The sequence below is a fragment of the Bradyrhizobium macuxiense genome, assembly GCF_001542415.1.
GTDB lineage: Bacteria > Pseudomonadota > Alphaproteobacteria > Rhizobiales > Xanthobacteraceae > Bradyrhizobium > Bradyrhizobium macuxiense.
The window spans coordinates 100,256-121,486 of record NZ_LNCU01000073.1 but is presented as its reverse complement, the minus strand read 5'-3'; the positions used below and the strand labels follow the sequence as shown (position 1 = coordinate 121,486).

Sequence of the window (21,231 nt, the reverse complement as noted above, 5' to 3'; positions counted from 1 at the left end):
TCCTCGATCAATCGCCGGAATGCTGGGGGGCTGCACTCCCTTGTCCGCCGTGCGGTTCCGTTTGATTCCCGGCATGTCTCGTTAACCGGCGCTGGTTAATGTCCAAATGTTTCTGGGAGTACCGCGTATGGACATGATGAGCATGGTGACGGGCATCCTGTCGATGCAGCAGGGCAACCTGCAGGGCCAGATCGCGACCAAGCTCACCAAGCAGAACATCGATGCGGAGAAATTCGCGGTTCAGACCCTGCTCGGCACGCCCTCGACCGCCAATCTGGCGTCCGGCGTCGGCGGCAACCTCAACGTCACGGCCTGATATCTAGAGCATGATCCGAAAAAGTGTGAAGCGGTTTTCCGAAAAGATCGTGCTCAAACAAAGAGTTAAAGTGCGATGACGATTCAACTCAATCTCATCGCGCTTTAAAATCCCGCCGAGGCCGGCTGCACGGCGGCCTTGACCAGCTTGATGCCATCGTCGCTGGCCCATTCGGCGGGACCGGCAATATTGGCGATTTCGCAGCCTTGGGGGTCGACCAGCACCGAGGTCGGCATGCCCAACGCCTTGCCTATGTTCTTAAGATCCTGAAAAACCTTGGCTTTCTGGTCGCTGAAATAGCCCAGATTGGTCAGATTGGCGTCTTTCAGGAAGTTTTTCGGCTTGTCGGGGTCGCGGGTGTCGATGTTGATCGCGACCACCTCGAAATCCTTGCCGCCGAGCTTGGTCTGCAAACTGTCCAGTGCCGGCATCTCCTTGCGGCAGGGCACGCACCAGGTCGCCCAGAGGTTCACCAGAACCGTCTTGCCGCGCCAGTCGGACAGCTTCTTGGTCTGGCCGTTGGCGTCCTCGAAGGTCAGGTCCGGCAACCGCAGCGGGGTCGTCGCCATGGTCAGCGCCGCCACCTCGCCCTGGGCCAGCGGAGCGATCTTCTTGGCCAGGCCCACCGCGCCGTTGCAGGCCACGTCGCCGGTCGGCCGCTTCAGGCTGGATATTCCGACATAGCCGAGCACGGCTCCGACCAGCACCGCGCCGATCACGAGCGGCAGGCGACGTGTCGCGGCTGGCTTGGGTGGGGTCGTCTCGGGCATATCGTTTGTCATCCTGGGGCAGATATGGCTATGCAGTGCCGGGAATTATGATCGGAACCGCCATGCTGTCTCGCCGGATCGGCGATGAACCAGCGAGGCCTGAAATACAAAGTCGTGAGCGAGAAGTCATGAGCAACAAGATGTGGGGCGGCCGGTTTTCGGAGCGTCCCGACGCGATCATGGAGGAAATCAACGTCTCCATCGACGTCGACCGTCACCTTTATGCCCAGGACATCGCCGCGTCCAAGGCCCACGCCGCCATGCTGGCCGCGCAAGGCATCATCACCGGTGCTGATGCGAAAAATATCGGCAAAGGTCTAGACACGATTTTGTCAGAGATCGGCAAGGGCGGTTTCGACTTCAAGCGCGCGCTCGAGGACATTCACATGAACGTCGAGTCGCGGCTGTCCGAGCTGATCGGTCCCGCCGCGGGCCGGCTGCACACCGCGCGCTCGCGCAACGACCAGGTCGCGACCGACTTCCGGCTCTTTGTCCGCGACACCATCGACGAAACCGACGCGGCGCTCGCCGCGTTCCAGCAGGTGTTGGTCGACCGCGCGCTGGAGCATGCCGGAACCGTGATGCCGGGCTTCACCCATCTGCAGACCGCACAGCCGGTGACCTTCGGCCATCACCTGCTCGCCTATGTCGAAATGGCCGGACGCGACCGCGGCCGCTTTGCAGATGCACGCAAGCGGCTGAACGAATCGCCGCTCGGAGCCGCCGCGCTCGCCGGCACCTCGTTTCCGATCGACCGCGCCGCGACCGCAAAGGCGCTCGGCTTCGATCGCCCGATGGCCAATTCGCTCGATGCGGTCTCCGACCGCGACTTCGTGCTGGAGACGCTGTCGGCGGCAGCGATCTGCGCCGTGCACATGTCACGTTTTGCCGAGGAGATCGTGATCTGGACCTCGCCGCTGGTCGGCCTGGTCAGGCTCAGCGACAAGTTCACCACCGGCTCGTCGATCATGCCGCAGAAACGCAACCCGGACGCGGCGGAACTGGTGCGCGCCAAGACCGGGCGCGTGATCGGCGCGCTCACCGCGCTGCTGATCGTGATGAAGGGCCTGCCGCTCGCCTATCAAAAGGACATGCAGGAAGACAAGCAGGGCGCGATGGAAGCCTTCGCCGCGCTGTCGCTCGCGATCCGCGCCATGACCGGCATGGTCGAGGACCTCGTGCCTGACGAGGCGAAGATGAAGGCCGCGGCCGGCGACGGTTATGCCACTGCGACCGATCTCGCTGACTGGCTGGTGCGCACCCTGAAGATGCCGTTCCGCGATGCCCACCACGTCACCGGACGGATTGTCGCACTTGCGTCCAGGCAGGGCGTGGCGCTGCATGAGCTGCCGCTGGCGGCGATGCAGGAGGTCGAACCCAAGATCACGGTGGATGCGCTGAAGGTGCTCAGCGTGGAGGCTTCGGTGAAGAGCCGGACGAGCTTTGGCGGCACCGCGCCGAAGAATGTGCTCGCGCAGGCCAAGGTGTGGGCCAAGCGGCTGGAAAAAGAGCGAAAATTGGGCTGAACCCAAAAATTCGCTGTCATTTCGAGGCCGCCCGGGTCTCGCCAGAGCGTGGCAATGTTTGTATGGTGCAGCCCGAATTGGGGATTTCGTCGTGACTAGCAAGACAAGCCTGACCCGGTCGGGATGGGGCATCATTGTGCTGACTGCCGCCGCGCTCGCACTCGGCGGTTGCGGCCGCAAGGGACCGCTCGAGCTGCCGCCGACGGCGTCCAACACCGCCCCGACCGCGCAGGTGACCGGCGATACCGAGACCGAGCGGGCGAGCCAGCCCAGCGTGTTCAATTCGACCTATGGAACGGACGCCGCGCCGGCCGCGCCGAAAGGCAGCAAGAAATCCTTCATCCTCGATCCGCTGCTCGGCAATTAATTCGACAACCAAAAGCGTGTCATGAACCATTTCGACTATCGCAACGGCGTGCTGCATGCCGAGGCGGTCAATCTCATTGAGCTCGCCGAAGCCGTCGGCACGCCGTTCTACTGCTATTCGACGGCGACGCTGGAGCGGCACTACCGGGTCTTCACCGAAGCCTTTGCGGGCGAGAAGGCGCTCGTCTGCTACGCGATGAAGGCGAACTCCAACCAGTCGGTGCTGCGCACGCTGGCCAAGCTCGGAGCCGGCGCCGACGTCGTGTCCGGCGGCGAATTGAAGCGGGCGCTCGCGGCGGGCTTTCCGCCCTCCAAGATCTTGTTCTCCGGCGTCGGCAAGACCGAACCCGAGCTGCGCGCCGCGCTCGCTTCCGACATCCTCTGCATCAATATCGAGTCCGAGCCGGAGCTCGAGGTGCTGTCGCGGCTTGCGGTCGAGATGGGGAAGACCGCGCGCATCTCGGTGCGGGTCAATCCCGACGTCGATGCCGGCACGCATGCCAAGATTTCGACCGGCAAGTCCGAGAACAAGTTCGGCATTCCGCTGGCGCGGGCGCGCGAGGTCTATGCCCGCGCGGCGAAGCTGCCGGGCATCAAGGTGACCGGCACCGACGTGCATATCGGCAGCCAGATCACCGATCTCGGGCCGCTGGAGGCTGCGTTCCGCCTGCTCGCCGAATTCGTGCAGACCCTGCGCGCCGACGGCCACACCATCTCGCATATCGATTTCGGCGGCGGCCTCGGCATTCCCTATTACATGGACCGCGCCGCGCCGCCGGCGCCCGATGCCTATGCCGCGATGGTCAAGCGCGTGACCCACAATCTCGGCTGCACGCTGATGTTCGAGCCTGGCCGCTTGATCGTCGGCAATGCCGGCATCCTCGTCACCCGCGTGATCTATGTGAAGCCGGGCGAGGCCAAGAACTTCGTCATCATCGATGCTGCGATGAACGACCTGATCCGGCCGACGCTGTACGAGGCGCATCACGACATCCTGCCGGTGCGCCAGCCGGCGCAGGGCACGCCGACCATGATCGCGGACGTGGTCGGCCCGGTCTGCGAGAGCGGCGACTATCTCGCGCTCGACCGCACGCTGCCGCAACCGAAGGCCGGCGATCTCCTGGCGATCATGACCGCCGGTGCCTATGGCGCGGCGCAGTCCGGCACCTACAACACGCGGCCTCTGGTGCCTGAGGTGCTGGTCAAGGACGACCTGTACGCCGTGGTCCGCCCGCGCATCGACGTCGACGCGCTGATTGCGATGGACAAGCCGGCGCCGTGGTTGTGAAGCGCGACGGCGCTTCATATTCGGGGTCGTCCCTGCGAAGGCAGGGACCCATAACCACCGTCCGTGATCGTCATGCTAAGCTCGGGCTCCAGCTCAGCTAACCACGAAATCCTGTGGTTATGGGTCCCGGGTCGCGCTTCGCTTGCCCGGGACGACGGCGTTATTTGGTCGCTCCACCCATCCTACGCATTACTTCGCCGCGTGGCCGCCGCCCTTGCCGCCGCCGACGATCACGCCCGCGGCCTTCTCGATAGGCTTGATCGCCGCGGTGAAGTCCGAGTCGGCGCCTTCGTCGCGGATGATGGTTTCCCAGATCCGGCCGACCGCTTCGGCGACCTCCATCGACAGTCCCATCGATCGCATCTCCTCGACCGCAAGCCGCACGTCCTTCACCATCAGCCCGGTGGCGAAGCCGAAATCGAAAGTGCGGGGCAGCACCGCCCGCGGAAACTTGTCGCGGCTCGCGGTGTTCAGCCCCGAACCCGCATTGATGACGTCGATCATCACGGCCGGATCGAGGCCGGACTTCACGCCCATCACCACCGCTTCCGAGGTCGCGACCATCGCGGTCGCCGAGAGGAAGTTGTTGGCGAGCTTCATGGTTTGGCCGGAGCCCGGCTTGGTGCCGATGAAAAACACCTTGCCGATGATGTCGAGCGCGGGCTTCACCAGCTCGAAATCGGCTTTCGGGCCCGACACCATCACCGCCAGCGTACCCTTCTCGGCGCCGGCGACGCCGCCGGAGACCGGGCTGTCGATCTGCACGATGTTCTTCTTTGCCAGCAGATCGTGAATCTTCACCGCCATCTGCGAGCCGACGGTCGATAGGTCGATGAAGCGCTTGACGCGCTTGCCTTCGCTCACGCCACCCGGGCCGGTCGCGACGTCGAGCGAGGCCTGCAGCGACGGCAGGCTTGCCATCACGGTCTCGACGCGGTCGGCGATGTCCTTGGGCGACGATCCCGCCGCCGCGCCGAGCGCGACGAACTGGTCGACGGCGTCCTTGCGCGTGTCGAACACGGTGAGCTTGTGACCGGCCTCGATCAGCCGGCGCGCCATCGGGAAGCCCATCTTCCCGATGCCGATGAATCCGATATCCATGAGTTGTTTCCTCTGTGTTGTGTGCGAGGCAGCTTGTCTCGAACTCGATGTCGTCCCTGCGAAAGCAGGGACCCATAACCCCAGGACGGAATTATCTCATTCAACTGGGGCCACAGCCGTCGTAGCGACAACGTGCTGTGGTTATGGGTCCCGGCTCGCGCTTCGCTTGGCCGGGACGACAACGAGGGAATGCGCTGCTCAGGCCTTGTCGAGCTCTGCGAACACTTCGCGCGCGATGCGGAAGCTGTCGACGCCGGCGGGGATACCGGCGTAGATCGACACCTGCATGAAGATCTCGCGGATCTCGTCGCGGGAGACGCCGTTGGTCAGCGCGCCCTTGATGTGCGCCTTCAACTCGTGCGGCCGGTTGAGGATCGAGATCATGGCGAGATTGAGCATGCTGCGCGTCTTGCGCGGCAGTTCCTCGCGGCCCCACACCGCGCCCCAGCAATATTCCGTGACGAGCTCCTGGAACGGCTTGTTGAAGCTGTCGGAGTTCTTCAGCGCGTTGTTGACATAGGCCTCGCCGAGCACCGCCTTGCGGATCTCGAGCCCCTTGTCGTGCGTTTTCTGGTCCATGATGTTTCCTCACGTTGATGCGATGGTTCGGCCGGGACGTTACGGGGTCGAAACGCCGCAGTCACGCCTTCGTGTTATGCGTATTTCCCGGTGTGGGTTACGCCGCGGAACGGGTGCCTCAATGGCGCCGTTGTGGTAGGCTGACGTGCCGGCAACCCGGAGATTTGATTGAGCGGTGCCAACCTCGACCCGTCAGAGAATACGTCACGCGCAGCGCGCGACAGCGACGCGATCGCGCGGCTGAAACTGACGGAGGCTCTGCAGCGGGCAAAATTTGCGATCGCGTGGGAACGGGCCTGGCCGCATCTGGCGCGGTTCCTCACGGTCGCGGGCCTGTTCCTGGTCGCGTCATGGGCCGGGCTGTGGTTGGTGCTGCCGTTTGCCGCACGCGTGGGCGGCACGGCCTTGTTCGGGCTTGCCGCGCTCGCGGCGCTGGTGCCGCTGGTGAGCTTCCGCTGGCCGGCCCGCGAGGAGGGGCTGAGTCGGCTCGATCGCGGCGCCGGCATCCGCCATCGTCCGGCGACCACGCTTTCCGATACGCTCACGACGCAGGATCCGTTCGCGCTGGCGCTGTGGCAGGCGCAGCGCGAGCGCACGCTGGCCTCGATCAAGCGTATTCGCGCCGGCCTGCCGCATCCGCGCGTCGCGCTGCACGATCCCTGGGCGCTGCGCGCGCTGGTGATCGTGATGATGGTCGCAACCTATATCGCGGCTGGCGACGAGCGCGGCCTGCGTGTCGCCTCGGCCTTCGACTGGAACGGCATCATGGCGCCGGCCAACGTCCGGGTCGATGCCTGGGTGACCCCGCCGGATTACACCGGCAAGCCGCCGATCATCCTGTCGAACGCCAACAAGGACGCCGCCGCAGCCGAGAACGGCGCGCTGGCGGTGCCGGCCGGCAGCACGCTGCTGGTGCGCTCCAGCGGCGGCGCCATCGACGTCGTGGCCGGTGGCGGCGTGACCGAGGTCGCGGCCACCGAGGAGGCGCCCAAGGGCACCAGCGAGCGGCATTTCAAGATCGCCGGCGACGGCACCGCGCATGTCCGCGCGCCGGCCGGCCAGCCGCAGTGGAAGTTCTCCGCGATCCCCGACCGGGCGCCGAGCATTGCGCTCGCCAAGGATCCGGAGCGGCAGGCGCATGGCGCGCTGCAGCTGTCCTACAAGCTCGAGGATGATTACGGCGTCACCGAAGCCCGCGCGCAGTTCGTCGCGCGCCCGAGCGAGGTCCAGAAGGATCCGAGCCGCGACGGCGACAAGGCCGCGGCGCCGCGCCCGTTATTCGAAGCGCCGCAATTCCCGCTGGTGTTGCCGAACGCGCGCACCCGCAACGGGGTCGGCCAGACGGTGAAGGACCTCAGCGAGGACCCCTATGCCGGCGCCGACGTGACGCTGACCCTGACCGCGAAGGATGAGGCCGGCAACGAGGGCAAGAGCGAGCCGTTCAACATGCGCCTGCCCGAGCGCGTGTTCACCAAGCCGCTCGCGCGGGCGCTAATCGAGCAGCGCCGCATCCTCGCGCTCGACGCCAACCAGAACGGGCAGGTCTTCGCCGCGCTCGACGCGCTGATGATCGCGCCCGAGATGTTCACGCCGGAGACCGGCTACTATCTCGGCATCTACGATGTGAGCCGGCAGCTAGAGGCGGCACGCACCGACGACCAGCTGCGCGAGGTCGTCGCCAGCCTGTGGGCGCTAGCCGTCACCATTGAGGACGGCAATCTCAGCGACGTCGACAAGGCGCTGCGCGCGGCGCAGGACGCGCTCAAGCAGGCGCTGGAGCGTGGCGCGAGCGACGAGGAGATCAAGAAGCTCACCGACAATCTGCGCGCGGCTCTCGATAATTTCCTGCGCGAGCTCGCCGAGCAGTCGCGCAACAATCCGCAAGCCCTGGCGCGGCCGCTCGATCCCAACACCAAGATGCTGAGTCAGCAGGATCTGAAGAACATGCTCGATCGCATGGAGCGACTGTCGCGCTCCGGCGACAAGGATGCGGCGAGGCAACTGCTCGATCAGATGCAGCAGATGCTGGAAAACCTGCAGATGGCGCAGCCCAATCAGGGCGACAACGACATGGAGCAGGCGCTCAACGAGCTCGGCGACATGATCCGCAAGCAGCAGCAGTTGCGCGACAAGACCTTCAAGCAGGGCCAGGATTCGCGGCGTGACCGAATGCGCGGCAAGCAGGGCGACCAGTCGATGTCCGACCTGCAGCAGGATCAGCAGGCGCTGCGCGACCGGTTGAAGAAGCTGCAGGACGAACTCGCCAAGCGCGGCATGGGACCGGACCAGCGCGGCCAGAAGGGCCAGAAGGGCCAGAAGGGCAATCAGGCGCAGCAGGGCCAGCAAGGCGGCGATCAGGGCGATCAAGCCGACCAGGGTGATGACGGCGACGGCCTCGATCAGGCCGATTCCGCGATGGGCGACGCCACCGGACGGCTCGGCGAAGGCAATAGCGACGGCGCGGTGGACTCGCAAGGGAGAGCGCTGGATGCGCTACGCAAGGGCCAGCAGAGCCTCGCCGAAGCCATGCAGCAGGGCGACGGCGACCAGCCGGGCGACGGCCAGGGCAACCGCGCCGGCCGCCAGCAGAGCGGCGGCAACCAGACCGACCCGCTGGGCCGGCCACTGCACGGCCGCGAATTCGGCGACGACTACACGGTGAAGATCCCGGGCGAGATCGACGTGCAGCGCGTGCGCCGCATTCTCGAAGAGCTGCGCCGCCGCCTCGCCGATCCGTCGCGGCCGCAGACCGAGCTCGACTACATCGAACGGCTGCTGAAGGATTATTGAACTTCGGCGTCATTGCGAGGAGCGGAGCGACGAAGCAATCCATGTCTCCGCATGCGGCGCGATGGATTGCTTCGCTTCGCTCGCAATGACGGTGTCCGAGCTATTCCTGCGCAACACCCTCGTCATGCGCGGGCTTGACCCGCGCATCCATCACACTTCGCAACAATGGATTTCTTGGCGATGGATTGTCGGCGCAAGCCCGGCAATGACGAACTACGGCGTCTTCCTTGCCGCCAGCGCGTCCGCCACTGCGGTGCGGATATCCGCCACCGAGAACGGTTTCGTCACCACGTCGTGCACGATCGCATTGAGGCCGGAGGCGCGCTCGCGCTGATCGGCAAAGCCGGTCATCAGCAGGATCTTCAGGTCCGGGAAGTCGCGCGCCGAGGTGAGTGCCAGCGCGATGCCGTCCATGACAGGCATCTGGATGTCGGTGAGCAGGAGATCGAAGGCGCCCTCGTCGCGGCTCAGGATCTCGAGCGCCTCGGCGCCATCCTGCGCGGTCACGGTTTCGTGGCCGTCCATGGCGATCGCGCGCGCCACCAGCGTGCGCATGGAGTCTTCGTCGTCGGCAATCAGGACACGCGGCATGACGATCAATCGGTTCCTGGAGGGGTCGATAGCGGCCTCAGGCGCGGCCGCCTGTCAGATCCCGCTTGTTGAAGAAGCGTACGTCGATATTGCGGCCTTCGGGCGGCGGCGAGGCGAGGCGTGACTTGAAGAATGCCTGCTCGCCGGGATTGAGCATCGATTGTTCCAGCACCGCGTTCCAGGCGTAGATCTCGCTGCCTTGCGCGTCGCGGACCGAGAAGCGCAGCCGCGGCAGCTCGACCGACTTGCGCGTCTGGCCGACGATCATGCCCTCGATCACCAGCACGGACTTGCCGTCGACGGTCTCGCTGGTGACTTTGATATCCTTGAACGCGAGTCCGCGCAGATTCACGTCGAGTCCGACCATCTTGTAGAACAGCGCCGTCTGCGGCAGCAGCCGCACCACATCGTTGCGCCAGACCAGCAGCGCGACGACCAGCGCGGACATTGCGGCGCAGGCGGTCGGCAGGGCGCCGACCACGGGCATGAAGGGAATTCGGGGCAGGGAGGGCAGGCGCACCCGGGCCCGCCGGAACAGCCCCGCGAGGCCGAAGCGGCGCCGGGTTCCATCGGTTTCCTGGACCTCGGCATGGGCCTTGGCGTCTTCCCTGGCCACCTCGGGCCAATCCCGGGCGGCGTTATCGCCCTCGGCCGGCCAGTCGGCCGAAATCGAGGGGCTCTCGACCACGGGGGTCTCTTCGGCGTCGTCGCGGGCCATCGCCTCCCATTCGGCGGCAGCGTCGGAGCCGGCATAGGGGGCGGCCGCCGCCATGGTGGCCACCGGAGCCCCGACGGCATCCTCGGGGCGTGCGAGCCAGACCTCCTTGCAGCGGGAACAGCGGACGGTGCGTCCGGTCTCGCCCAGGGTGGCCAGCTTGATGGCGTAGGATGTTGTACAATGCGGGCAAATGATGTGCATGGAGCCGAATCTTCATCGTGTCTCTCCCCGGATGCTACCTGGCGACCGTTAACGAATCGGAAACCATAACCGAAGCAAAACCCTGCTGTGTGGTTCGCGGCCGGTTCGCCGGCCGGCGGGCCCGTTGTGCAGGGGTTTGGGCTGTTGCCCATCTCGAACGGAGCTAGCGCTTGGTTCGGTTCGAACATGTCGGTTTGCGTTACGGGCTCGGCCCGGAGATTTTGCGCGACCTCTCCTTCATGATCCCGGCGCACTCGTTCCAGTTCCTCACCGGACCGTCGGGCGCGGGGAAGACCTCGCTGCTGCGGCTGTTGTTCCTGTCGCTGCGGCCGACGCGCGGGCTGGTCAACCTGTTCGGCCACGACGTCTCCTTGCTCAACAAGGACCAGATCGCCGACCTGCGCAAACGCATCGGCATCGTGCTGCAGGACTTCCGCCTGCTCGACCACATGACCACCTATGAGAACGTGGCGCTGCCGTTCCGGGTCATGGGTCGGGACGAATCGAGCTATCGGCGCGAGGTGATCGATCTCCTGAAATGGGTCGGCCTCGGCGAGCGCATGGATGCGCTGCCGCCGATCCTGTCGGGCGGCGAGAAGCAGCGCGCCGCGATCGCGCGCGCGGTGATCTCGCGGCCGCAATTGTTGCTGGCGGACGAGCCGACCGGCAGTGTCGATCCGACGCTCGGACGCCGCCTGCTGCGGCTGTTCATCGAGCTCAACAAGTCAGGCACTGCGGTCATCATCGCGACTCACGACATCACGCTGATGGATCAGTACGAGGCGCGGCGCCTGGTGCTGCACCAGGGACGGTTGCACATCTATGAATAGGAGCGAGGAGCAGGTGTCGCTGGTCGATCTCGGGCGCGAACGCCCGCAGGTCCCGGCGACGGCGCGCAACATGTCGCCGATCGTGCCGCGCGCCTCGATCGCCGGCCGCGCGCTGGTCGCGGTCGTCGCGATCATGACCTTCCTTGCCTCGATCACGACCGGCGCCGTGCTGCTGGTCAGCGCCTCGGCGGCCGAGTGGCAGTCGGAGGTCGCAAGCGAGATCACCATCCAGGTGCGGCCGGTGGCCGGACGCGACCTCGATCGCGACGCGCAGGCCGCGGCGGACGCGATGCGGGCGCAAGCGGGAATTGTCGAGGTGCGTCCGTTCACCAAGGAGGAGTCAGCCAAGCTGCTCGAGCCGTGGCTCGGCAGCGGGCTCTCGATCGATGAATTGCCGGTGCCACGCGTCATCGTCGCGCGGGTGCAACCGGGCACGACGCTCGATCTCGCCACGCTGCGCGCGCGGGTGACGCAGGCCGCGCCGACCGCGAGCGTCGACGATCACCGCGCCTGGATCGAGCGCATGCGCTCGATGACCGGCGCCACGGTGTTCGCCGGCGTCGGCATCCTGATCCTCGTGATCATCGCCACCATCATCTCGGTGTCGTTCGCCACCCGCGGCGCGATGGCGGCCAACCGTCCGATCGTCGAGGTGCTGCATTTCGTCGGCGCCGGCGACAGCTATATCGCCAACCGCTTCCTGCGGCACTTTCTCCGGCTCGGTCTCGAAGGCGGGTTGATCGGCGGCGGCGCGGCGATGCTGGCGTTCGGCTTCTCGGAATCGATCGCCAACTGGTTCTCCGGCACGCCGGTCGGCGACCAGTTCGCGGCGCTGCTCGGCACGTTTTCGCTGCGTCCGTCGGGCTATCTGGCGCTGGCGGCGCAGGCGGTGCTGATCGCGGCGATCACCGCATGGGCGTCGCGGCGCACGCTGTTTGCGACCCTCGACGATATCGACTGACGGCGGCGAGATCACGATCATGATGCCGGCCTTGTGATGCGCCGCTTGAGTGTGACCTGTCGCGCATTCGCTTCCGCGTTGTCGCGGGAAAACCGGTTTCCACTTTTCCGGATCATGCTCTAAAATCCCCCGGGGGGAAGGACAACTGCATCACATGAGTTCGCAGACCGACGATACGTCGCCGAACGGCCGTGCCGTGCGCCCGCGGGGCCGGTTGCGCGCGACCGTCGTCGCGGCGCTGGCCCTGGCCTTCGTCGCCGCGGCCGTCGGTTTCGTCGGCTTCCTGTCGCAGCTACGCGGCGTCGAGGCCGATCCGCCGCATGATGCCGACGGCATCGTGGTGCTGACCGGCGGCTCGTCGCGGGTGTCGGATGCGATGGAGCTGCTGGCTGCCGGCTACGGCAAGCGGCTGTTGATCTCGGGCGTGCATCCGACCAATGACGCCGGCGACATCTCGCGCTCGGTGCCGGACAGCCGGGGCCTGATGAGCTGCTGCGTCGATCTCGACCACTCGGCGGTGAACACGCGTAGCAATGCGGCGGGGACGCGCCGCTGGGTGCGCGCGCGCGGCTTCAAGTCGCTGATCGTGGTGACCTCCAATTATCACATGCCGCGCGCCATCGTGGAACTGTCGCATGCGATGCCTGATGTCTCGCTGATCCCGTTCGCCGTGGTCGGCGACAAATGGCGCGACGAGCCCTGGTGGACGAGTGGCGCGACGTTTCGTCTGCTGCTATCGGAATACGCCAAATATGTCGCCGCGGAGGTGCGGGTGCGGCTGGCCGATGTCGGCCTCGACCTGACCTCGGATCTCGGCGAGCCGGCGGCCGCGCCGCACCGTCCGACCACGGCGCAGGCGAATTGATGTATCTTGCACCGTCATTCCGGGATGGTGCGTCAGCACCAGACCTCGGATACACAATCGTGTATCGGGGAATCTCGGATTCTCAGATGCGCGATTGCGCACCAGAGTTCGCTACGCGCCCCGGAATGACGATGTAGAGGATAGTGTGTTGAGATGGCTCTGATCTTCCTGCGCTCGCTTGTCTTCAACGTGCTGTTCTACCTGGTGCTGGTGGTGATCTGCATCATCGCGCTCCCGGCGCTGCTGCTGCCGCGGCAGGCCCTGATGGCGCTGGAGGCCTTGTGGGCAAACACCAGCCTGTTGCTGATGCGCGTCATCTGCAACATCAGGATCGAATTCCGCGGCGTCGAGAAGATTCCGCAGGGCCCGCTGATCATCGCCTCGAAGCACCAGTCGTTCTGGGAGACTTTCGCGCTGGTGCGCTTCTTCGAGTACCCGCTGTTCATCCTCAAGCGCGAGCTGATGATGATCCCGGTGTTCGGCTGGTATCTCAAGAAAGTCGGCATGATCTCGGTCGAGCGCGGCGGTGGCCCGCGCTCGCTGATCAAGACGTTGAAGCGCGCGGCAGCGGAAGTGAAGCTCGGCCGCCAGCTCGTGATCTTCCCCGAGGGCACGCGCACCGCGCCCGGCGCGCCGCCGAACTACAAGGCCGGCGTCGCGCAGATCTATGCCGAGAGCGGCGTGCCGTGCTTGCCGATCGCGCTCAATTCGGGGCTGTTCTGGCCGCGCCGCACCTTCATGCGCTATCCGGGGACGCTGGTGGTCGAATTCCTCGATCCGTTGCCGCCGGGCCTCCCGCGCGACGAGTTCATGACCCGCCTGCGCGACCAGATAGAAACCGCCACTACCCGCATCGTCGAGGCCGCCCGCGCCGAGCAGGCGCAATTGTTCGGCGGGGTGCCGAGCCCGGCGAAGGGGTAGGGCACTGACTTCAATTCAATAGGTCGAGCGGCGCACACGGTGCACCTCTCCCGCTTGCGGGCAGGGCAATCGCATATGGGCTCGATCACTCCACACACTCGTCATGCCCGGCCTTGGGCCGGGCATCCACGTCTTGCTTTCCGCGAGAGAAAGACGTGTATGGCCGGGACAAGCCCGGCCATGACGATTGTGGCAGCGCCTGCGCCAAGCTTCCCGGCGTCATATGCGATCGCCCTACGCAAGCGGGAGAGGGAGTGCAGTCTTCGCGAGACTCCTCACCGCATCACGAACGGATTCGCCGGCACGTCCGTCGCGGTCGAGATCCAGACGCTCTTGGTCTCCTGATATTCGCGCACCGCGTCGATGCCGCTTTCGCGGCCGACGCCGGAGAACTTCATGCCGCCGAACGGCATCATGTAGCTGATGGCGCGGTAGGTGTTCACCCACACGGTGCCGGCGCGCAGCTGCTTCGGCACGCGGATGGCGCGGGCGAGATCCTTGGTCCAGATGCCGGCGGCAAGGCCGTAGATCGTGTCGTTGGCGATGCTGATGGCATCTTCCTCGGTGTCGAAGGAGATGATCGACAGCACCGGCCCGAACACCTCCTCGCGCGCGATCCGCATGGTATTGTCGACGTCGGTGAAAATGGTCGGCTCGACGAACTGGCCGCCCTTGATGCCGTCGCCGGATGCCGGCTTGCCGCCGAGCAGGCAGCGCGCGCCTTCGGCCTTGGCGATGTCGATGTAGTCGAGCACCTTCTTGTACTGCGCCGGCGTCGTGATCGGGCCGACATTGGTGTCCGACTGCATCGGATCGCCGATCTTGGCGGATTTCGCGAGCTCCAGCACGCGCGCGACGAACTTCTCCTTGATCGAGCTCTGCACCAGGAGGCGCGATCCGGCGATGCAGGTCTGGCCGGTCGCGGCGAAGATGCCGGAGATCGCGCCGGCCGCGGCGGCCGTGAGGTCAGCATCCTCGAACACGATGTTGGGCGATTTGCCGCCGAGCTCGAGCGAGACACGCTTCAGGCTCTTAGCCGCGGTCTCGTAGACCTTGGCGCCGGTCGTATCCGATCCCGTGAAGGTGATCTTGGCGACGCCGGGATGCGAGATCAGCGCGGAGCCGGCCTCGGGCCCGAAGCCGGTCACCACGTTGAAGATGCCGTCGGGAATCCCGGCTTCCTTGGTCAGGGCGGCGAATTCCAGCGTGCTGGCTGAGGTGAACTCCGACGGCTTGACGATCACGGCGCAGCCGGCGGCAAGCGCGGCGGCGCATTTCCAGGCGACGAACAGCAGCGGCGAATTCCACGCGGTGAGCGCTGCGACAACGCCGACCGGCTCATGCGTCGTGTAGGCGAAGGTCTCCGCCTTGTCGATCGGCACGAGGCCGCCTTCGAGCTTGTCGACGAGCCCGCCGAAATACCACCACCACTCCGGATGGTAGCGCAGCTGGCCCAGCATCTCGGCCATCAGCTTGCCGTTGTCGCGCACCTCGATCTCGGCGAGACGCTCGGCATTGGCGGCGACGAGGTCGCCGAGCTTGCGCATCACCTTGCCGCGTGCGGACGCCGTCATCTTCGCCCAGGGGCCGCGCCACATCGCCTCGTTGGCGGCCTTCACGGCCTTGTCGGCATCGGCGGCCGTGCCGCGCGGGATCTTGGCCCAGGCCTCGCCGCGATAGGGATCGATCGTCTCGAACCACTCGCCATTGGCGGGGTCGACATACTGGCCGTTGATGTAGAGCTGATAGGTCTTCACGATATCCTCCCACGCGTCGAGGCAGTGTTGGTTTAAGGAAACGATATCACGCATTGCGCGACGCCGTCATAACGCAGTCGCGTGAGCGGAGTTGCAAACGGGGGCCTGCCGCCGTCAGCCGCGCACGGCGGCAAGCTCCGCCGCAATGATGGCGCCGAGCGCCATGTCGCCTTGCTGCCCGAAGCCGTGATGCACGACGCTGCCGTCGCGTCCGATCAGGATGCTGGTCGGCGTTCCCTGCATGCCGTAGCGCTGCATGGTGACCGGTATGGGCGTGCCGTCTCCGGCCTCGTCGACGCCGATCGGGAAGGTCAGCCGGTACTCGTGGATGAAGGCCTCCAACGACACCGGGGTCATCGCGGAATGGTGCTCGAACACGGTGTGCAGGCCGATGACCTGCAGGTCGGAATGCTTGAACAGCTCGAAGGCGCGCTGTGTCTGCGGCGTGCCGTGCGCGACGCAACCGGGACACAGCATCTGGAATGCATGCAGCAGAACCGGGCGGCCGCGCAGCGCCGCCAATGTCAGGGGCTCGCCGGTGTTGAACCAGCGCGACACTGCGAGTTCCGGTGCGAGAGTCACAGGCGATTTCCTTGCGTCTGCCGTCGGCGGCAGGTTGGCAAGATCGGGACTGCTCTGTCAACGACCGAAGTTCAGGACGAGGTTGACTGTGCCCGGCGCGCGCGGCGCGCCGCCCTTCGTCTTGAGGTCCAGAGCCGGGCGCGATCGAGATAGAGATAGACCACCGGCGTGGTGTACAGCGTCAGGATCTGGCTCAGGATCAGGCCGCCGAAGATCGCGATGCCGAGCGGCTGGCGCAACTCGCTGCCTTCGCCCATGCCGATCATCAGTGGCACCGCGCCGAACAGGGCGGCGAGCGTGGTCATCATGATCGGCCGGAACCGCATCAGGCAGGCTTCGTAGATGGCCTCGCGCGACGACAGCCCGCGCTGGCGCTCGGCATCGAGCGCGAAGTCGATCATCATGATCGCGTTCTTCTTCACGATGCCGACCAGCAGGATCACCCCGATCATGCCGATGATGTCGAACTCCGTATGCGACAGCATCAGCGCCGCTACCGCGCCGACGCCGGCCGAGGGCAGGGTGGACAGGATGGTCAGCGGATGAATGTAGCTCTCGTACAGCATGCCGAGCGAGATGTAGATCGTCGCCAGCGCCGCGAGGATGAGATACAGCTCGTTCGCCAGCGACTGTTGGAAGATCTTGGCGGCTCCCGCGAACGCGCCATGAATGCCCGTCGGCATGCCGATCTGCCGCATCGTGGTCTCGAGCACCGTGGTTGCCGTGCTCAGCGAGACGCCGGGCGCCAGGTTGAAGGAGACGGTGCTGGAGACCAGCAGATCCTGGTGGTTGACGACCAGCGGTGTCACGCCATGCTCGAATCGGGCGACGCTCGACAGCGGGATCATCGTCTCAGCGGCGGTGCTGACCGCCGTTCCAGTGGAGGAGCTGCCCTTGCCGGTGGCGCCGATCGAATTGGTCGCGAGATTGCGCACCGCATTGGCCGCGACCGAATTCACCGAGCTCTTTTGCGAGGACGAGGCCACCGTTCCGGCAACCGCGTTGGTGGTCTGCGAACCGGTCGCCGATCCACCCGACCTAGAGATATAGACCTGCCTCAAGGTTTCGGGGTCCTGCGAATAGCGTGGCGCGACCTCCATGATGACGTGATACTGGTTGCGCGCGACGAAGATCGTCGAGACCTGGCGTTGCCCGAAGGCATCGTAGAGCGTGTTGTCGAGCTGGCTGACCGTGATCCCGAGGCGGGCGGCGGTATCGCGATCGATGATCAGGTTGCTTTGCAGCGCCTTGTTCTGCTGATCGCTATTGACGTCGGTGAGCGTCGATTCCTTCTGCAACGCTGCGACGAGCTTGGGCGTCCATTCATTCAGCTCCTCGAATGTCGATCCCTGCAGCGTGTATTGATACGCCGCATTGCCGGAACGCCCGCCGGCGCCGAGATCGCCGATCGATTGCAGGAACAGGGTGGCGCCCGCCACCTCCGAAAGCTTGTCGCGCAGCCGCTCGATCACCTGATCGGCGCGTAATTTGCGTTCGTCCATCGGCTTCAGCGATGCGAACACGGTTCCGGTGTTGGTGCCGCCGCCCGGGCCCGCACCGCCGCCGCCGGTGAAGCCGACCGCGGTATCGACCGCCGGATCCTTTTTGACGATGTCGATGAACTGCGTGAGCTTTTGCCGCATCAACTGAAATGACGTGCTCTGGTCGGCCTGAATCGAGCCGATCAACAGTCCGGTGTCCTGCTGGGGGACGAAGCCCTTGGGCACGACGCCGTAGAGATGGAAGTTCAAATAGAGGGTCGTGCCCAGGATCACCATCACCAGCACCGGGTGGCGCAAGGCGATGGCGAGCGTCCAGCGGTAGCCGCTCAACATCAGATCGAAGACGCGCTCGCAGGCCCGGTAGATCCACCCGTGCGACTGGCCGCGCTCGGGGCGCAGCAGCACGGCACACATCATCGGTGTCGTCGTCAGCGAGACCACGAGCGAGATCACGATCGCGATCGTGATCGTCATGGCGAATTCGCGGAATAGGCGGCCGACCAGGCCGCCCATCAGCAGGATCGGGACAAACACCGCGATCAGCGACACGCTCATCGACAGCACCGTGAAGCCGACCTCGCGGGTGCCCTGCAGCGTCGCCTCCAGCCGCGACATCCCCGCATCCATGTGACGGGTGATGTTCTCCAGCACGACGATGGCGTCATCCACCACGAATCCGGTCGCCACCGTCAGCGCCATCAGCGAGAAGATGTCGAGCGTGTATCCCAATAGATACATCACGGCGAAAGTCGCGATCAGCGACACGCCGACGGCGACGACCGGCACCAGCGTGGCGCGCGCGTTGCGCAGGAAGGCGAACACGACGAGAATCACCAAGGCGACCGCGATCAGAAGCGTGATCTCGACGTCGTGCAGCGAGGCCCGGATCGTCTTCGAGCGGTCGACCGCAAGCGTGATGTCGATCGCGGGCGAGACCGAGGCCTTGAGCTGCGGCATCAGCCCCTTCACGTGATCCACCATCTGGATGATGTTGGCGCCGGGCTGCCGGTACACGATCATCACGATCGCCGCCTTGCCGTTGGAGAGGCCTAGCGTGCGTACATTCTCCACGGAATCGATGACGTCGCCGACATCGGTGAGGCGCACCGGCGCGCCGTTGCGATAGGCGACGACCAGCGGCTTGTAGTCGTCAGCCTTCCTGGCCTGGTCGTTGGCGTAGATCTGGTAGCGCCGCTCGCCGACGTCGATGCCGCCCTTGGGGCTATGCGCATTGGCGCTGGAGAGCGCGGCGCGGACGTCCTCGAGCCCGATGCCGTATTGATAGAGCGCCGACGGGATCAGCTCGACGCGCACCGCGGGCAGCGATCCGCCGCCGACGGAGACTTCGCCGACGCCCGCGACCTGCGACAGTTTCTGGGCCAGCACCGTCGAGGCGGCGTCATAGAGCTCGGCCGGCGTCAGCGTATCCGAGGTCAGGGTGTAGATCAGGATCGGCGCCGAGGCCGGGTTGAACTTGCGGTAGGTCGGGTTGGTTCGCAGGTTGGTCGGCAGGTCGGCGCGCGCGGCGTTGATGGCGGCCTGCACATCGCGCGCGGCGCCGTTGATGTCGCGATCGATGTCGAACTGCAGCGTGATGCGGGCCGAGCCGAGCGAGCTGACCGAGGTCATCTCGGTGACGCTGGCGATCTGGCCGAGGTGACGCTCGAGTGGGCTAGCCACCGTGGCGGCGACGTCCGCCGGACTGGCGCCGGGCAGGGTCGCCTGCACCATGATGGTCGGGATGTCGACATCGGGCAGCGGCGAGACCGGCAGCTTGAAGAATGCAATGACGCCGGCCACCACGAGTCCCAGTGACAGCAGCGTGGTAGCGACCGGACGGCGGACAAAAGGGGCGGAGAGATTCATCGAATTCGCGATCGGCGTCGTTGCGGCTGAGCTTCTATCCCTCCGCGTCGCGATGCAAAAGCCCAAATGTCAAAGGCCGCCGCCATACCTCCGCCGCGATTTCGTTGCTGCGAGCAGCGGCGCTGTACTCACCAGGAGGACCGTCGGAATGCGAGGGCGCGCCCTTCAGACCGCGTCCGGGTCGCTCTTTTCTCCACGCGTCGCGCCGCTCTCGCGGAGCCATGCCGCGATGTCGTGTCGTTCGGCCTTCTCCGCGATATCGAGCGGCGTCTGGCCGGTCCAGGGAGCGAGCCAGTTGAGGTCGGCGCCACGCTCCAGCAGATATCGCGCGGTGGCGAGCTGCCCGCCATGACAGGCATTCCAGAATGCTCCGGAAAGTTCGTCGGTTTCGAGGGCGGGATCGGCTTCGAGCCGGCGCGTGAGCTCAGGCATCAGGCCCAGTGCGGCCTCGTGCCACAGCTGCGTGCGCGCGCCGCGTTCGGCCAGCCGTCGCGCCGCCGCCCATTGCCCATAGCCGACCGCCGACGACAATGGCGGGCCGCCGTCGATCGATGAGCCGTCATGGTCGATATCGGCGCCGGCATCGAGCAGCGCATCGATCAACGTCACGTCGTCACTGCTGGCTGCCCAGTGCAGCGCGGTCTCCTGGTGCCACATCGCGACCGCCGGCGCATCGAGGTCGGCACCCGCCGCAGCGAGGATCTGCACGGTCTCGGCCGCATTGGGATTGTGCCCCGGCCAATCGGCCAGCAAATGCAGCGGGGGCCGTCCGCCGCTCTTGTGATCCTCGACCACGCACAGCGCAAGCCGGGGATCGGATGCGAGCAACTCGCGCAGGCGCTCGGATTTGCCGGCCTTGATCACCGCCGTGAACTCGGCGGCAAGCGGCTCGTCACTCCGGAGCCTTGGTCGATCGGTGGTCATCGTCGGCCTCCTGTTCGAAGACGCCGGAACAGATATGGCGGATATTACACGCGCTCTCCGCGTCCGTCTGTGACGCCGCGTCCCCCGGTCCGCGCGTCAGTCAAGCCGGGTCGAGCCCGCCTGCCGGATGGGTGTCGCGATGCAGCGGGCCGGCATCGTGCAGCATCACCGCAAGCTGATGCAGCTGCGGATCGCGAAAACCCTGCTTCTCGATTGAGGTCACGGTCGAAAGCACATAGTCACGGTTGTTGCCGGAGCGGCCGTGGCCCTGCTGCACCAGGCGCAATTGCTCGATCAGCGACAGCCGTCCGGCATATTGCACATGGCCGCGATCGACCACATAGGCGAGCGCGCTCACCCGCTGCCGCGCCTCGTTCTCGAGCCAGACCGAGCGCATCACCTCGCGGTAGACGTGGGTGGTCTGCTCGCGCGCGCGCAAATAGGCGATCGTGTCGTTGCGCTGTGAGGCGGCGACGCGGAACGCGATGCCGCGGCAGGCGCCGCCGCGGTCGAGCCCCAGCACCAGGCCGGGCTTTTCCGGCGTTCCGCGGTGATCGAAGGAATAGACGCAGAGCGCGCGGTGCTCGCCGATCAGCCGCGCCGGCACCTGTTCGAGGAAGGCGAAGCCCGGCTTCCACATCAGCGAGCCGTACCCGAACACCCAGAGGTCGCCGTCCGACGGATCGGGTGAGGGGGGACTGTTTGCTGCCATGGCGGTGATGGGCTAGCAGAACGAATCGCCCAGGCGAAGCGAATTCCGCGCTGTTTCCGGAGCTT

General features: G+C 65.8%; 19 protein-coding genes. 9 read left to right on the top strand and 10 right to left on the bottom strand.

Annotated elements, in window-relative coordinates:
- Positions 1–127: 127 nt before the first annotated feature.
- On the top strand, positions 128–316 hold the full coding sequence (locus tag AS156_RS21900; protein WP_066508580.1) for a putative motility protein: 189 nt from the start codon (positions 128–130) through the stop codon (positions 314–316).
- A 104-nt stretch (positions 317–420) separates the two neighbouring features.
- Here the strand turns inward: AS156_RS21900 and tlpA are convergent, their stop codons facing one another.
- Positions 421–1,098: a thiol:disulfide interchange protein TlpA gene (gene tlpA / locus AS156_RS21895; RefSeq protein WP_066508578.1), complete on the bottom strand. Its 678-nt coding sequence runs from the start codon at positions 1,096–1,098 to the stop codon at positions 421–423.
- A 116-nt stretch (positions 1,099–1,214) separates the two neighbouring features.
- On the opposite strand from tlpA, the gene argH reads away from it, so the two are divergent.
- From argH to lysA, 3 genes are all read left to right on the top strand, one after another.
- Positions 1,215–2,612, top strand: a complete 1,398-nt coding sequence (argH, locus tag AS156_RS21890) for an argininosuccinate lyase (protein WP_066508577.1) — start codon at positions 1,215–1,217, stop codon at positions 2,610–2,612.
- Between the two features lie 91 nt (positions 2,613–2,703).
- Positions 2,704–2,979 (top strand): LPS translocon maturation chaperone LptM, encoded by a 276-nt coding sequence (gene lptM, locus AS156_RS44720; RefSeq protein WP_066508572.1) that lies wholly within the window; start codon positions 2,704–2,706, stop codon positions 2,977–2,979.
- Between the two features lie 21 nt (positions 2,980–3,000).
- Positions 3,001–4,266 (top strand): diaminopimelate decarboxylase, encoded by a 1,266-nt coding sequence (lysA, locus tag AS156_RS21880; RefSeq protein WP_066508571.1) that lies wholly within the window; start codon positions 3,001–3,003, stop codon positions 4,264–4,266.
- Between the two features lie 189 nt (positions 4,267–4,455).
- Here the strand turns inward: lysA and AS156_RS21875 are convergent, their stop codons facing one another.
- Both AS156_RS21875 and AS156_RS21870 read right to left on the bottom strand, forming a co-directional pair.
- Complete coding sequence (locus AS156_RS21875) at positions 4,456–5,367, bottom strand: NAD(P)-dependent oxidoreductase (RefSeq protein ID WP_066508569.1); 912 nt, start codon at positions 5,365–5,367, stop codon at positions 4,456–4,458.
- 198 nt (positions 5,368–5,565) lie between these two features.
- Positions 5,566–5,946 (bottom strand): carboxymuconolactone decarboxylase family protein, encoded by a 381-nt coding sequence (locus AS156_RS21870; RefSeq protein WP_050629459.1) that lies wholly within the window; start codon positions 5,944–5,946, stop codon positions 5,566–5,568.
- 168 nt (positions 5,947–6,114) lie between these two features.
- On the opposite strand from AS156_RS21870, the gene AS156_RS21865 reads away from it, so the two are divergent.
- Positions 6,115–8,736: a TIGR02302 family protein gene (locus AS156_RS21865; RefSeq protein ID WP_066508565.1), complete on the top strand. Its 2,622-nt coding sequence runs from the start codon at positions 6,115–6,117 to the stop codon at positions 8,734–8,736.
- A gap of 213 nt (positions 8,737–8,949) precedes the next feature.
- Here AS156_RS21865 and AS156_RS21860 read toward each other — a convergent pair whose 3' ends face one another.
- Both AS156_RS21860 and AS156_RS21855 read right to left on the bottom strand, forming a co-directional pair.
- A complete protein-coding gene (locus AS156_RS21860; protein ID WP_066508563.1) occupies positions 8,950–9,327 on the bottom strand; it encodes a response regulator in 378 nt (125 codons plus the stop codon).
- Positions 9,328–9,364: 37 nt separating this feature from the next.
- A complete protein-coding gene (locus AS156_RS21855) occupies positions 9,365–10,246 on the bottom strand; it encodes an MJ0042-type zinc finger domain-containing protein (RefSeq protein WP_066508562.1) in 882 nt (293 codons plus the stop codon).
- 170 nt (positions 10,247–10,416) lie between these two features.
- On the opposite strand from AS156_RS21855, the gene ftsE reads away from it, so the two are divergent.
- The 4 genes from ftsE to AS156_RS21835 all read left to right on the top strand — a co-directional run bounded on the left by ftsE (position 10,417) and on the right by AS156_RS21835 (position 13,823).
- Positions 10,417–11,076 (top strand): cell division ATP-binding protein FtsE, encoded by a 660-nt coding sequence (ftsE, locus tag AS156_RS21850; RefSeq protein WP_066508561.1) that lies wholly within the window; start codon positions 10,417–10,419, stop codon positions 11,074–11,076.
- Complete coding sequence (locus AS156_RS21845; RefSeq protein WP_066508557.1) at positions 11,069–12,037, top strand: cell division protein FtsX; 969 nt, start codon at positions 11,069–11,071, stop codon at positions 12,035–12,037. Before ftsE ends, AS156_RS21845 begins: the two co-directional genes overlap by 8 nt.
- Positions 12,038–12,191: 154 nt before the next feature.
- Positions 12,192–12,902 (top strand): YdcF family protein, encoded by a 711-nt coding sequence (locus AS156_RS21840; protein WP_066508556.1) that lies wholly within the window; start codon positions 12,192–12,194, stop codon positions 12,900–12,902.
- 153 nt (positions 12,903–13,055) lie between these two features.
- On the top strand, positions 13,056–13,823 hold the full coding sequence (locus tag AS156_RS21835) for a lysophospholipid acyltransferase family protein (RefSeq protein WP_066508555.1): 768 nt from the start codon (positions 13,056–13,058) through the stop codon (positions 13,821–13,823).
- 275 nt (positions 13,824–14,098) lie between these two features.
- Here AS156_RS21835 and AS156_RS21830 read toward each other — a convergent pair whose 3' ends face one another.
- The 5 genes from AS156_RS21830 to AS156_RS21810 all read right to left on the bottom strand — a co-directional run bounded on the left by AS156_RS21830 (position 14,099) and on the right by AS156_RS21810 (position 21,166).
- Positions 14,099–15,580: an aldehyde dehydrogenase gene (locus AS156_RS21830; protein ID WP_066508622.1), complete on the bottom strand. Its 1,482-nt coding sequence runs from the start codon at positions 15,578–15,580 to the stop codon at positions 14,099–14,101.
- A 114-nt stretch (positions 15,581–15,694) separates the two neighbouring features.
- Positions 15,695–16,162 (bottom strand): peroxiredoxin family protein, encoded by a 468-nt coding sequence (locus AS156_RS21825; protein ID WP_066508551.1) that lies wholly within the window; start codon positions 16,160–16,162, stop codon positions 15,695–15,697.
- A 71-nt stretch (positions 16,163–16,233) separates the two neighbouring features.
- Positions 16,234–19,530 carry an efflux RND transporter permease subunit gene (locus tag AS156_RS21820; RefSeq protein ID WP_066508549.1) on the bottom strand — a complete coding sequence of 1,099 codons (3,297 nt, stop codon included), beginning with the start codon at positions 19,528–19,530 and terminating at the stop codon, positions 16,234–16,236.
- Between the two features lie 165 nt (positions 19,531–19,695).
- Positions 19,696–20,454: an ankyrin repeat domain-containing protein gene (locus tag AS156_RS21815; RefSeq protein ID WP_066508547.1), complete on the bottom strand. Its 759-nt coding sequence runs from the start codon at positions 20,452–20,454 to the stop codon at positions 19,696–19,698.
- 100 nt (positions 20,455–20,554) lie between these two features.
- On the bottom strand, positions 20,555–21,166 hold the full coding sequence (locus tag AS156_RS21810; protein WP_066508545.1) for a gamma-glutamylcyclotransferase: 612 nt from the start codon (positions 21,164–21,166) through the stop codon (positions 20,555–20,557).
- Positions 21,167–21,231 lie beyond the last annotated feature (65 nt).